General features: G+C 72.9%; 11 protein-coding genes. 3 read left to right on the plus strand and 8 right to left on the minus strand.

Going from position 1 to position 13,234, the window contains the following annotated elements; translation table 11 throughout:
* A partial coding sequence (locus ABD437_RS13090) for a hydantoinase/oxoprolinase N-terminal domain-containing protein (protein ID WP_344649065.1) occupies positions 1-800 on the minus strand: 800 nt, incomplete at its 3' end.
* Positions 797-1,879, minus strand: a complete 1,083-nt coding sequence (locus tag ABD437_RS13095) for an S-methyl thiohydantoin desulfurase family protein (protein WP_344649066.1) — start codon at positions 1,877-1,879, stop codon at positions 797-799. The genes ABD437_RS13095 and ABD437_RS13090, both read right to left, overlap by 4 nt.
* 73 nt (positions 1,880-1,952) lie before the next feature.
* Here ABD437_RS13095 and ABD437_RS13100 point away from each other — a divergent pair, with 73 nt between their 5' ends.
* Positions 1,953-3,425 (plus strand): PucR family transcriptional regulator, encoded by a 1,473-nt coding sequence (locus tag ABD437_RS13100; RefSeq protein WP_344649067.1) that lies wholly within the window; start codon positions 1,953-1,955, stop codon positions 3,423-3,425.
* On the opposite strand, the gene ABD437_RS13105 is transcribed toward ABD437_RS13100, so the two are convergent.
* From ABD437_RS13105 to ABD437_RS13125, 5 genes are read right to left on the minus strand one after another with little or no spacing between them, the layout of a single operon-like run.
* Complete coding sequence (locus tag ABD437_RS13105) at positions 3,411-4,262, minus strand: alpha/beta fold hydrolase (protein WP_344649068.1); 852 nt, start codon at positions 4,260-4,262, stop codon at positions 3,411-3,413. The genes ABD437_RS13100 and ABD437_RS13105 overlap by 15 nt on opposite strands.
* A complete protein-coding gene (locus tag ABD437_RS13110; protein WP_344649069.1) occupies positions 4,262-5,023 on the minus strand; it encodes an ABC transporter ATP-binding protein in 762 nt (253 codons plus the stop codon). The genes ABD437_RS13105 and ABD437_RS13110 overlap by 1 nt, the downstream gene beginning before the upstream one ends.
* A complete protein-coding gene (locus tag ABD437_RS13115; RefSeq protein WP_344649454.1) occupies positions 5,020-6,723 on the minus strand; it encodes a dipeptide/oligopeptide/nickel ABC transporter permease/ATP-binding protein in 1,704 nt (567 codons plus the stop codon). The genes ABD437_RS13110 and ABD437_RS13115 overlap by 4 nt, the downstream gene beginning before the upstream one ends.
* Before the next feature lie 2 nt (positions 6,724-6,725).
* Positions 6,726-7,745 carry an ABC transporter permease gene (locus ABD437_RS13120; protein ID WP_344649070.1) on the minus strand — a complete coding sequence of 340 codons (1,020 nt, stop codon included), beginning with the start codon at positions 7,743-7,745 and terminating at the stop codon, positions 6,726-6,728.
* Positions 7,746-7,749: 4 nt separating this feature from the next.
* Positions 7,750-9,345 carry an ABC transporter substrate-binding protein gene (locus tag ABD437_RS13125; RefSeq protein ID WP_344649071.1) on the minus strand — a complete coding sequence of 532 codons (1,596 nt, stop codon included), beginning with the start codon at positions 9,343-9,345 and terminating at the stop codon, positions 7,750-7,752.
* 650 nt (positions 9,346-9,995) lie between these two features.
* Between ABD437_RS13125 and ABD437_RS13130 the strand changes: the two genes are divergently transcribed.
* On the plus strand, positions 9,996-10,589 hold the full coding sequence (locus tag ABD437_RS13130) for a hypothetical protein (RefSeq protein ID WP_344649072.1): 594 nt from the start codon (positions 9,996-9,998) through the stop codon (positions 10,587-10,589).
* Between the two features lie 29 nt (positions 10,590-10,618).
* On the opposite strand, the gene ABD437_RS13135 is transcribed toward ABD437_RS13130, so the two are convergent.
* Positions 10,619-12,064, minus strand: a complete 1,446-nt coding sequence (locus tag ABD437_RS13135) for an NAD-dependent succinate-semialdehyde dehydrogenase (protein ID WP_344649073.1) — start codon at positions 12,062-12,064, stop codon at positions 10,619-10,621.
* Between the two features lie 63 nt (positions 12,065-12,127).
* Between ABD437_RS13135 and ABD437_RS13140 the strand changes: the two genes are divergently transcribed.
* Complete coding sequence (locus ABD437_RS13140; RefSeq protein WP_344649074.1) at positions 12,128-13,156, plus strand: LysR family transcriptional regulator; 1,029 nt, start codon at positions 12,128-12,130, stop codon at positions 13,154-13,156.
* Positions 13,157-13,234 lie beyond the last annotated feature (78 nt).

Raw genomic sequence — 13,234 nt, forward strand, 5'->3', positions numbered from 1 at the left:
CCGGACAGGTACGCGGCGCCGCGGATCGAGTTCGCCGGCCCCGACCCGATCGTCAGCACGGGGTACTGGGCGGCGTAGTCGAGCGACATGAGCGTGCCGTCGTTCTGCGCGAAGAACGTGACGGCGTCCAGGCCCTCTTCCGCGACGACGGTCAGCAGCGCCTCGGTCACCGCGCGGGCGACGCTGTAGAGCGCCGCGTTCAGCACCGTGGCGTTCTCGCGTTCGAGCAGCCCGGTGGGGCCGATGTCGTGGCTCAGGAAGATCCGGGCGTCCGGCCCGAGGTGGGCCCGGACGAGGTCGGCGACCTCGAGTTCCTGGTCGGGCGTCGACGGGCTGAAGATGCCGGTGACGGCGACCGCGTCGAACCGGTTGCGGTCCAGGAACCGCCGGATCGCGTCCCGGTCCAGCGGGGCGATCGGCGTCCCGTCGACCATGTGGCCGCCGCCGACCATCGCGGAGTCGGCGAGGACCAGCCCGGCCAGGTCCGCCGGCCAGCCGAGCAGCGGCGGGTACTCGGTGGCCGCGGGGGCGCCGAGGCGGATCGCCGCGACCCGGTCGAGGTGGCGCCGGGCGACGATCGCGTTGGTCGCGTGGGTGGTGCCGAGCATCACCCGGGAGACCCGCGAGCGTTCCTCGCCGAGCGCCGCCAGCACCGCGGCGATCGCGGCGCGGATACCGCCGGTGACGTCGTCGGTGGTGGCTTGTTTGGTGTGGGCCAGCACCGCGCCGGCGCCGTCGATCACGACCGCGTCGGTGTTCGTGCCGCCGACGTCGACGCCGAGAGCGAGATCGCGGGTCACCGGGAGCCTCCGAACGGGGTGTAGGTCAGGTCGTAGCCGAACGCCTGCGGCCCGGCGAGCTCCAGGCCGCGCGCGCTGCGCCAGATCGGGTCGCACGCCCAGGCCAGCACCGAGACGCGCTGGCCGTAGCGGAGCATCTCGGTGGTGATCGCGTGGCCGGTCTCGGCGTCGATGATCGTCACGTTGTCCGGCACGCTGACCAGGACCTCGCCGTCCTCGAGCACGATCAGGTTCTCGTTCTGCAGCTCGATGCGCTGGAGCCGGTCGCGGTCGGCGCCGGTGCCGGCGATCGTCACCGAACCGCGGGCGAAGCCGCCCTCGGTGCGCCGGTCGAGGTCGGCGATCTTGCCGGTGAGCAGGATCGTCCCGCCGAGCGCCGCGGCGACCGCGGCCACCGGCTCCGGCGACGAGAGCAGCGCGTGCCCGACCCGGATCGCCGCGCTGACCGTGCCCTCGATGACCGCGCCGCGTGCCGTCTCGTGCGTCAGCGGGTAGTGCACGCCGAGGCAGATCGAGCCGCTGGCGACGGTAAGTGCACGCGCGTGGCGCTCGAGCCAGTGCAGGTCGACGGTCTTGAGCACCGACACGTTGCCGACGACGTCGCTGAGCACGGAGAAGTCGCACGGCACCCCGGCGACGTTCATCGCGACCATCGCGGCGTCGGGGAAGGCTCTGCCCATGCCGTCGGCGTCGAGCAGTTTGAGCCCGAGGCGCGAGGCCCAGCCGACCGGCCCGACGCCGTTGCTGCCGCCGATCTCGGCGGCCATCAGCGTCGTGATCGGACGACCGGCCGCCGCCTCCGCCTCGCGCACCAGCAGCTCGATCTGGCCCGCCGAGGAGAGCATCTCGATGCCGACGGTCGGCGCGCCGATGCCCGACATCGAGATGACGAGGTCGTCGGGGCCGAGGTCGTCGACGGTCACGAGCTCGACCGGCCCGTTGTCGGCCAGCGCGGCTTCGGCGACGATCTGGGTGGTGTAGACGGCTCCGCCGCCCCCGGTGCCGAAGATCGCCGCACCGGCCGCGAGCGCGGCCACGTCGGAGACCGCGACGGCCGGAACCCGGTCAGTGATGAGCATGCGCTCACGATATGGCCGGCCGGGAATCGCAGAAATGGTCCGCTGACCCAGAGAATCTGGTGACACTGTGCCAATGGCACAACTGACGGTCCTCGACCTCCTGGGACACGGTGAGCGGCTCGGCCTGAGCCACAGCGCCGGCCCGGCCGACGAGCGTGCGGTCGCGCGCGTCGACGTGACGCCGCTGGACCTGCTGAGCACGATGCCGGCCGACACCCTGGTCATCGTGCCGGGCGAGGCGCACCCGGCGCCGTACCGCCTCGACGTCGCGTTGCGCCAGGCGAGCGCCCGCCGGCTGGCCGGCCTGGTGTTCACCACCACGCTGGCGCTGCCGGAGACGGCGGTGGCGCTGGCGAAGCGGGGTGGCGTCCCGGTGTTCGCGGCGCCGGGCACCAAGCCCGCGGATCTCGCGCTCGCCGTCGACCGGCTCCTGTCCGGTGGCGCGTCGGAAGCCATCATGCGGGCCACGCACGGCATCGAGAAGGCCACCGAGGCGGCCGCGCGCCACGACTGCACCCCGGAGAGCATCCTCGCCGCCGCGAACCGGGCGCTCGGCGCGGAGCTGACGCTGAGCGAGGCCGCGAACGTGCCGTGGTCGGCCGCCGACGCGGTGTGCGTGGGCGAGGTGCCGATCGGGCGGCTGGTCGGGGCGTCCGACCCGGCCGCGGCGCTCGCGCTCCCGGTCATCGCGTCGCTGCTGTCGCGGGTCGCGCAGCGCCGCATCACCGACCGGTTCGCGCCCACCCAGTCGCGCGCCGACCTCATCGTCGAGCTGGTGCTGGCCGAGTCCTCCCGGGTGGAGGGGTTCGTCGGGCAGGCGGCCCGGCTCGGGCTCCCGCTGCAGCTCTCGCACGTCGCCGGGTGGCTGATCCCGGTGGGGCTGGCCAACCCGGAGGCGCGGGCGCCGCGCAGCCTGCAGCCCGCGCTGGAACTGTTCGCGCTGCAGCTCGTCGACGGGCGGGACGAGCTGTGGCACGTCGCGTTCGTGCAGGACGACCTGATCCTGGTCAGCACCGAGGAGCACGGCGCGGGCGACCACCAGCGGCGGCTGCGCGGGGTGGCCGAGCGGATCCAGGAGTACGCGCGCACCCTGGCCGGGGACGGCTGGGAGTACACGCTCGGCCTCGGCACCCCGCAGAGCGGCGCGACCGGGCTGCGCTCCTCGGCCGCCGAGGCGCGGATCGCGGCCGAGACGGCGATCGCCGCCGGGCGGTTCGGCGGCGTCGAGCTGACCGACGTCACCGGGCTGCGCCGGGTGCTGCTCGACGTCTACGCCTCCCCCACCAGCCGCAGCCTGCTGACCGACATCCTGCACCCGCTGGACGCGCTCGGGCCCGAGCGGGCGCACACGGCGGTGCAGACGCTGCTGGCCTACCTCGCGCACCGCAACTCGCTCGCCCACGCCGGCCGTGAGCTCAACCTGCACCCGAACGCCGTCGGGTACCGGCTCAAGCGGGTGCGTGAGGTGCTGCACCTGGACCTCGACGACCCCGACACGCGCTTCGCGGTGGAGCTGGCGTGCCGGGTGCGCTTACTGAGCGCGTGACGCCGCCCGCGCGATCCCGCGCACGAAGTCCGGCCACAGCTCCCGGGGCACGTCGTGGCCCATGCCCTCGAAGAGGAGGATCTCGGCCTGGGGCAGGAGCTCGGCGAACGCGGTCGCGGCCCGCCAGTGCAGCGTCCCGTCGCCCCGGCCGTGGATGACCACCGCGGGCACGTCGACCTTCCGCAGGGCCTCGCGGCGCTCCAGCGGGCCGTTGAGCATCGCGTTCCACTGCCGGACCAGCCCGTCGGGGCGGTAGACCCGGTCGTAGTAGCGGGCGGCGAGCGCCCTCGACTCGTCCTCGTCGAACGGGAAGCCGGGCGAGTGCCAGCCCCGCTGCCCGTTCACGAACATCGTGACGTACGCGTCCCGGTCGAGCAGCTCCGGCGGTGTGGTGACCGGCTGCCCGTCGCCGTGGGCGCCGACCAGGAACTCCGGTTCGCTCGACGGTGACGTCGACATCAACCCGAGGCTGGCGACGCGCTCCGGGTGCTCGATCGCGACCAGCTGCACGATGTAGCCGCCGAGCGACATGCCGGTGAGGTGCGCGCGTTCGATCCCGAGGTGGTCGAGGAGCGCGACCACGTCCGCGGCCATGTCCGAGATGTCATAGGTCGCGGTCAGGTCGTCGGGTCCGCCGGTCTGCTGGGACAGGCCCACGTCGCGGTTGTCGGGCCGGATCACGTGGAACCCGGCTCCGACCAGCATCGCGACGAACTCGTCGGCCCAGCCGATGAGCTGCGCGCCGCCGCCGTGCACGAGCACGAGCGGCTTCCCGGCCGGGTCACCGTCGGTCTCGTAGTGGATCGTGACGCCCGGCGCGGTGGTGACGGTCGGCATCAGGCCTCCAGGTCCAGCGGCCGGCCCAGCACCGGGATCGACCGCAGCAGCTCACGGGTGTACGGGTCGGCGGGGTCGGCGAGCACGGCGTCGGTGGCGCCCTGCTCGACCACGCGCCCGCCGCGCAGCACGGTCACGTCGTCGCTCACGTAACGCACGACCGCGAGGTTGTGGGAGATGAACAGCATCGTCAGGTCGAGCTCCGCCTGCAGCTCGCGGAGCAGGTTCAGCACGACGCCCTGCACGCTGACGTCGAGCGCGGACGTGATCTCGTCGGCGACCAGCACCGCGGGCTCGGCGGCCAGCGCACGCGCGATCGTGAGGCGTTGCCGCTGCCCCCCGGAGAAGCGGGCCGGCCGTTCGGAGGCCCGTGCCGGGTCGATGTGCACGAGGTCGAGCAGTTCGCGGACGCGTGTCGCGCGGTCGGCGCGGCTCCACTTCCGGTCGGTGGCGAGCAGGCCCTCGGCCACCGACGCGCCCACCGGCATGCGCGGATCGAGCGCCGCGAACGGGTCCTGGAAGATCATCTGGACCTTGCGCCGGGCCCGCGCCGCCCGGCCGAGGTCGACACCGTCCAGCCGGACCGTGCCGAGGTCGGCCCGTTCGAGGCCGACGGCGACGCGCGCCAACGTCGACTTCCCGGAGCCGGACTCGCCCACCAGCCCGTGCGTGGTGCCCGAACGCACGACCAGCGACACGTCGTCGACCGCGGTGTGGTGGCGGAACCGCACCGTGACGTGGTCGAACACCAGCTCGCTCACACCGGCACCTCTTCCGCGGCGGCGACCCCGATCACCGGCAGGGGCCGGTCCCGGTCGGTCGTCATGTCGGGGACGCAGTCGATCAGGCCCCGGGTGTAGGGATGCTCGGCCTTGTCCAGGTCGCCGACCGCCAGCTGCTCGACGATCGCGCCGTCGCGCATCACGACGACCCGGTCGCAGAAGCCGCTGACCAGCGCGATGTCGTGCGAGATGAGCAGGATCGCGGCCCCGGTGCGCTCCCGGGCGTCGGCCAGCGCACGCAGCACCTGGCGCTGCACGGTGACGTCGAGCGCGGTCGTCGGCTCGTCGGCGATGATCAGCCGGGGCGAGCCCATCAGCCCCATCGCGATCATCGCGCGCTGACGCATGCCGCCGGAAAACTCGTGCGGCAGCTGCCTGATCCGCTGGAGCGGTTCCGGAATGCGCACCAGCGCCATCGCCTCGAGCGCCCGTTTCGTCGCCGCGCCCCGCTTCTGGCCGGCGTGGACCTCGCTGGCCTCGGTGAGCTGCCGCCCGACGGTCAGCGCCGGGTTCAGCGACGACAGCGGGTCCTGGAAGATCATCGCCTGCTCCAGGCCGAGCGTGCGCCGCTCGGCCGCCGACGGGCGGGTCCGCATGTCGATGCCCCGGAACCGGAGCCGCTCGCTCTCGACCAGCGCCTCCGGGCCGAGCAGCCCGGCCACCGCCATCGCGGTCACCGACTTGCCCGAACCGGACTCGCCGACGATGCCGACGACCTCGCCGGGCGCGATCCGGAGATCCACGCCGTGCACCCGCTCGGTCAGCGACCCGTCGTCGCTCCGGAACGAGATGCGCAACCGCTCGACGTCGACGACCGCGTTCTCGTCGTTCGTGGTGGCCTCCGCCACCTCGGCCGGGCGGGCCGCCCGGACCCGGCGCGGGCCCGACTCGCTCAGCAGCTCACCGAGCAGCGAGAACAGCACCCCGGTGAGCACGATCGCGATGCCCGGCCCGATCGCCGCCATCGGCTCCACGTAGATCTGCTTCGAGCCCTCGTTGAGCAGGCGGCCCCAGTCGTACTCGGGGGCCTGCACGCCGAGCCCGAGGAACGACAGCGCCGCGAACGAGAGCAGCGTGACCGACGCGTGCGCGGCGGTGTTGACGATCATCGGCGGCAGGATGTTCGGCAGCACGTGCCGGGTGGCGGTGCGCAGCGGCGAACTGCCCAGCAGGCGGGCGGCGTGCACGTAGTCGGTGTTCGCGACCGACGACGCCAGCGTCGACACCAGCCGCGCGAACACCGGGATGCCGGCGAACCCGATCGCCAGCATGGCGCCGGTCGACGTCGCGCCCCAGATCACCGAGAAGAACAGCGCCAGCAGCAGCCAGGGGAACGACAGCAGGATGTCGATGAACGCGGTGACGATCCGGCGCAGGAACCGCGGCAGCACGGCCGCGATCACGCCCAGCACCACCCCGCCGCCGACCGAGATGCCCACCGCGCCCAGCGTGAGCAGCACCGAGAGGCGGGTGGCGACGACCGTGCGCGCGAGGAGGTCGCGGCCGAGCGGGTCGGTGCCGAACAGGTGCCCGAGGCTCGCCGGCGCCTGCCGGTTCGCGATGTCGCGGGTGGTGGCGGCGTCACCGAAGAACGTCGGCCCGAGCGCCGTCGCGAGCACGACGACGAGCAGGCCGACGAGCACCGCGACGCCCTGCGGGCTCCGGAACGTACGCAGCATGCTCACGCCTCCGCGATCGTCGAACGGGGATCGAGCACCACGAGGGCCAGGTCGATCAGCAGGTTCACCCCGAGCACCAGCAGCGCGTACACCAGCACCAGGCCCTGGATGAGCGGGTAGTCCTTCGCGGTGATCGACGAGACGATCGTCGACCCGATCCCGGGCACCGTGAACACGGTCTCGACCAGCACCGTGCCCGCGACCAGCCCCACCAGCACGACGCCGCCCGCGGTGAGCGTCGCCGCGACGATGTTCGGCAACGCGTGACGCAGGTACAGCAGCCGGCCGGGCAGCCGTTTGCTCCGCGCGGTGGTCAGGTAGGGCGCGTCGAGCACCCGCAGCATCTCGACGTGCACGATCCGGGCCAGGTACGCGAGCGGCCCGACCGCGAGCGCGAGCACCGGCAGCACGGCCTGGCTCGGCTCGCCCCACCCGGCCGGCGGGAACGCGCGCAGACCGATGCTGAACACCGCGACGAGCAGCACCGCGAGCAGGAAGTTCGGGATCGCGATCAGCACGCCGAGCAGCCCGGACACACCGAGGTCGACGGCGCGGCGACGCCCGGCGCGCGCGGACACGGCCGTCGCGACGCCGATCGGGAACGCGCCGACCGCGGCGACGACGAACGCGAGGAACGCGAGTGTCAGCGTGGTCGGGAGCCGCTCGCCGAGGGTCTCGGCGACCGACCGTTCGGACGTGATCGACGTGCCGAGGTCGCCGTGCAGCAACCCGCTGACGTAGTGGGTGAACTGCGACCACAGCGGCTGGTCGAGCCCGAGCTGGTCGCGCAGCGCGTCGACGGTCGCGACCGGCGCGGTGGGCCCGAGGGCCGCGCGCACCGGGTCGCCCGGCACGAACTGCACCATGAAGAACGACGCGACCAGCACGATGAGCAACGAGATCACGGCCCGGCCCAGCCGTCGCAGCACGAACGCGAGCCGGGGCGAGGAGACGAACGAGCGCAGCACCTCCCCCCGAACGTCCTTCGGGTCGACCGTCGTCACGCTCGGGGGAAGGGTCATCGGCTCAGCCCAGCATCCGGATCGACGTCGGCCGGATGCCCCAGAGCACCTCGGCCGTCGCGCCGCTGAAGAAGATCGGCGAGTCCGTCTGCGCCAGCGGGTAGACGTCGACCCGGTCGATGAGCTCCTTCTCGGCGCTCTGCCACAGGTCGCAGGCGGCCTCCGGGTCGGCCGCGGTCATCGCCTGGCGCGCGATGCCGTTGTACTTCTCGTTCTGCACGTCCATGAAGTTGTAGCCGCCCTTCTCGCTGGTGGCGCCGAGGAAGAACAGGCTCAGCACGACGGGCGTGCCGGGGGCCAGCTGGATGAAGCCGGTGTCCCAGTCGTAGGTCTGGTAGAGGTCGGTCGACCAGCCGTTGGGATCCTCGGCGACGAGCTTCGTGTCGACGCCGATCTTCTTCCACTGGGCCTGGACCTCTTCCGCCGCGGCCGCGTGGCTCGGTGTGCCCGCATCGTAGAGGAACCGGATGACCAGCGGTTTCCCGTCCTTGGCCCGCATACCGCCGGTGCCCTTCGGGTAGCCGGCCTGATCGAGCAGCTGACCGGCCTTCGCCGCGTCCGCGGGCGGCAGGGTCCATTTCGGGCCACCGGCGACGCACAGCTGCGGCGACTGCACGACGAGCGACGTCATCTCGTCGTAGTGGCCGTTGGTGACCAGTTCGCCGACCGTCTTGCGGTCGAGGCCGAGCGTGAGGGCCTGGCGCACGCGCACGTCGGCCGTCGGTCGGTTCTTCCGCTCGTTGAACAGCATCTCGCCGAGCGGGTTCGGCACGCCCTGCGACTTCTTGCCCGCCGCCTCGACGCGGTCGCGGTCGGGCCCGGCGATCGTCACCGCGTTGAGGCCGCCGGAGAGCAGCAGGTTCGCCGACGTCGACTCGCTGGTGACGACCTTGCCGACGACCTTGTCGGGCAGGCCCTTGGTGTCGCTGGTGACGTCGTCCGGGCCCCACTTGTAGTCGGTGCGCTTGGTGTAGGTGTACTCGCTGCCGCCGGTGGCCGAGGAGAGCGTGAACAGCCCGGTGCCGTTGGTGGCGTTCTTCAGCGAGTCGGGCTTGTCCAGGCCCGCCTGGCAGACCATCTCGATCGTGCCGGTCGACGTCAGCAGGAACGGATTGTTCGTCTTGCTGGTGATCGTCAGCGTGTTACCGCTCGATGTCGCGGTCATGTCGGCGGTGATCGTCGAGCCGTGCCAGAACGTGCCGTTCTTGGCGTCGGCCTGGTACTTGATGTTGTTCGCCGCGGTCGCGGCGCTGAACGGGGTGCCGTCCGCGCAGGTCACGCCGTCTTTGAGGGTGTAGGTGATCGAGGTGGGCGTCGCCTTCCAGCTCTCCGCGAGCCAGGGCTTGGCCTCACCCTCCTTGCTGAGGGCCACCAGGGAGTCGTAGGCGTACGGAACGAGCGCGCGCTGGACGAGGGAAACCCCCGTGAGCGGCGACAAGCTGCCCGGATCCTCGTTGAGCGCGATGGTGAACGTGCCGCCCGAGACGAAGTTGGCCGGATCGTCGTTCGTCGCCGTGTTGCCACCGCACGCCGCGAGCGTCACCGCGGTGACCGCAGACATGGCGACCACCGCGGACGCCCGGAAATGTTTCCTGGTCATGTGTCGTCCTTCGGGTCGACTGGCCCCGTGGGGGTCGAGGCCATGGACTGAGGCTAGGAAGGAGCGACCCACCGGACAATGTGCTGAGAATTCAGAGAATCGCGGCTGGCTGTGTTGTTAACACAATGCGACGTCGGGGCGGTGGGTTCAAGGACGTGGGGGTGGGTGCGGTGTCTCGCGGTCGGTTCGCGGGGGTGGGCCGGTGGCGGGGGCCGGGTTGGTGAGGGTTGGTCCGGGTCGAAGGGGGTGTATTGGGCGTGCGGGGATCGTCGCCGAGAGGCTGGTGGTGCAGCCGGGACCGCGCGCACCCCCGGTCCGTGAGGGTGTATCGGCGCTGGGGGCGGCCGAGCGCGTGGACGACGAACGGGAGGGCCTCGAGCCGCGATTCCTCGGCGCGGGCGTGCTCGCTGGCGTCCCGGCGGACCCTATCCGCGCGGCTCGGAAGCGGTCCCGTTCCGGCCTGCCCGCGGCACCTCGAAGGGGACCACTTCCCGGAGAACCGAAGCGGACCCGCTCCGGCGCACCGGGGCACGCCGGAAAGGGACCGCTGAGGATCGTCGAGCGACAACCGAACAAACCCGCCGATTTTCCCTTGTGGATAGTGTGCGTTCGGGTCGCTCCGCGACCCGTGGACACACGGGGAGAAGTTAGTGTCACGAAACACGCCTGACTTCGGGGTGGCGGCGGTCGCCACGCCCGAGCAGCTCTGGGACCGGTTGGGTGAGAGCGTCAAGGCTCGGATCAACGTCCGGGCGGGCACGATCCTGGAATGGTGGGCGTCGCCGGGTTCCGATCGGCGGCCGGCGGTGACGGTGCTCGGCACCCACGCGCTGATCGTCGCGGAACCCACGATGGGCGCGGACGGGCGGCTCGCGAACCGTCTGACGACCGTGCCGCTGGATCCGGCGTCGATCCAGCGGGCGCGGGTGGTGGAGAGCCCGGAGCCGGCGCCGCCGCACAACCGGCGCCGGTCGGAGGTTCTCGACCTGCGCGAATACCTTCCGCCGCAGGCGCGGGAGCTGATCGAGGATCCGTTCACCGCGAGTCCGCCGGAGACGCTGCGCCGGGTGCAGTACTACGTCCCGGTGCCGGAGCGGGCGATCCTGCGGATCTGGTACTACGTCACCGACCAGCGGTCGCTGACGTTCGCCACCGGCCTCGGGCACGGCTTCCGCGACTCGACCGGCGCCGACTCCTGGGACATCACCTGCTGGCGGGCCACCGTGCGCCCCACCGCGAGGTGACGCTCACCGTGCCCACGGCGAGGTGACGCTCACCAGGCGACGGAGAAGTACTGGGTCTCGCGGAACTCCTCGATGCCCGCGCGGGCGCCCTCGCGACCCAGGCCGGACTGCTTGGTGCCGCCGAACGGGGCCGCCGGGTCGGACACCAGGCCACGGTTGACGCCGACCATGCCGGCGTCGATCCGCTCGGCCAGGCGCAGGGCGTGGCCGAGGTCGCCGGCGTAGACGTAGGCGGCCAGGCCGGCCTCGGTGGCGTTGACCCGGCGGAGCAGGTCGTCCTCGTCGGTCCAGGTGACGATCGGCGCGACCGGGCCGAAGATCTCCTCTCCGAGGATCGCCGCGTCGGCGGGCACGTCGGTCAGCACCGTGGGCGCGTAGAACCACCCGGTCGACGGCGCCGGAGCCGACGCGGCCACCCGGGCACCGGCGCCGATCGCGTCGTCGACGAGCGTGGTGATCTTCGTGACCGCCGCCGCGGAGATCAGCGGGCCGATCTCCGCGCCGGTGTCCGACGGTCCGACGGTCAGCGCCGAGACCCGCGCGGCGAACCGGGCGACGAACTCGTCGGCGACGGACGCGTGGACGAAGAACCGGTTCGCGGCCGTGCAGGCCTGCCCGCCGCCCCGGAACTTCGCGATCATCGCGCCGTCGACCGCCGCGTCCAGGTCCGCGCCGGCGGTGACGACGAACGGGGCGTTGCCGCCGAGCTCCATCGACGCGTTCACGACCCGGTCCGCGGCCTGCTTGAGCAGCAGCTGCCCGACCCGGGTGGAGCCGGTGAACGAGATCTTGCGGACCCGCGGATCGGCCAGCCAGGTGCCGACGACACCCCCGGCGTCGGTCGTCGGCACCAGGTTCACGACGCCGTCGGGCACCCCGGCCTCGGCGAGCAGCCGCACGACGGCGATCGCGGTCAGCGGGGTCTCCGCGGCGGGCTTGAGCACCACCGTGCACCCGGCGGCCAGCGCGGGCGCGATCTTGCGCGTGGCCATCGCGGCCGGGAAGTTCCACGGCGTCACCAGCGCCGCCACGCCCACCGGGCGGTGCGTGACGATCGTGCGGGTGCCACCGGCGGGCGAGGACCCGAAGTCGCCGCCGGTGCGGACGGCCTCCTCGGCGAACCAGCGGAAGAACTCCGCGGCGTAGACGACCTCGCCGCGGGCGTCGCTGAGCGACTTCCCGTTCTCCAGCGCGATGAGCGTCGCCAGGTCGTCGGCGTCGCGCAGCATCAGCGCGTGGGTGCGGGCCAGGATCTCCGAGCGGGCGCGGGGCGCGAGCGCGGCCCAGCCGTCGAACGCGGCCGCGGCGGCGTCCACCGCGGCGGTCGCGTCGGCGACGTCCGCGTCGGCGACCGAGGCCACGACCCGGCCGGACGCGGGGTCCTGCACGTCGAACCGGCCGGAGCCGCCGCGACGGCGTTCACCACCGATCAGCAGTCCACGGGAGGGGTCCAGGACGTCGATCAGATCAGACATCCTTCCATGCTCGGCAGCGCCACCTATGTTGTCCAATACTTGCTTCTCATAGTGTTGATGCCTATGAGGCCTAGCCTGGACCTGCGGTGGGTGGCGTACTTCGTCGCGGTCGCCGAGGCCGGGACCGTCAGCGCCGCCGCCGACGCCGTGCGGGTGGCGCAACCCTCCCTCTCCCGCCAGCTCCGCGCGCTCGAGCAGGACCTCGGCGTGGACCTGTTCGAACGGGCCCACGGCCGGCTGCGCCTCTCCCCCGCCGGGCACGCGCTCCTGCCGCACGCACGCCGCCTGCTGGCCCGCGCCGAAGATCTGCGCGTCGCGGCCGAACTGCAGGCACGCGGGCGGCTGACGCACGTCACGATCGCCGCGCCGACGACCACGCTCACCGACGTGGTCTCGCCGTTCCTGGTGACGCTCACCCCCGACGACCCGGTGCCCGCCGTGTTCGTGTCCGACGGCGACACCCTCGACGACGCCCTGCGCCGCGGCGCCGACCTGGTGATCACCGCCGAGCCCCCGGACCGGCGACGGAGCTTCCACCCGCTGCCACCGCTGCCGGTCTGGGCCTACGTGCCGCCCGGGCACGCCCTGGCACCGGCGGTGTCCCGCGACGCGACCGACCCGCCGGTCCCCCGCGACGCGACCGACCCGCCGGTCCCCCGCGACGCAGCCGGCCCGCCGGTCCCCCGCGACGCAGCCGGCCCGCCGGTCCCCCACGACGCAGCCGGGGCGAGCGGGGCTCCGGCCGGGACGGTCGAGGCCGCCGCGCTCGCCGGGGAGCCGCTGATCCTGCTCCCGGCCGGGCACCCGGCCCGGGACGCCTTCGACCGGGCGATCGGGGTGCCGGCCACGATCGAGGCGAGCAACGGCACGGTCGCGCAGGCCCTCGCGGCGGCCGGGCGGGGCGTCGCGGTGGTCTCCGACGACGCGCGGTACGGCCTGGTGCCGCTCGCCGTCGTCGCGGCGGACGGCGCGCCGGTCAGCGTCCGGCTGGCGTGTGCGTGGAACCCGGGCCACCCCGCCGCGTCGACGCTGGCCGACCTGGCGGCCCGGATCGAGCGGTACGTGGTGCGCTTCTATTCGGCGCGGCTCTGAGTGTTCGGCCCTTCCCCGCACACAGGGCCACCATCTGGGCTTGTTATGTCAACCGTTAGTCAGCGAACGACACCCCGC

The sequence above is a fragment of the Cryptosporangium japonicum genome (assembly GCF_039524755.1).
Classification (GTDB): Bacteria; Actinomycetota; Actinomycetes; order Mycobacteriales; family Cryptosporangiaceae; genus Cryptosporangium; species Cryptosporangium japonicum.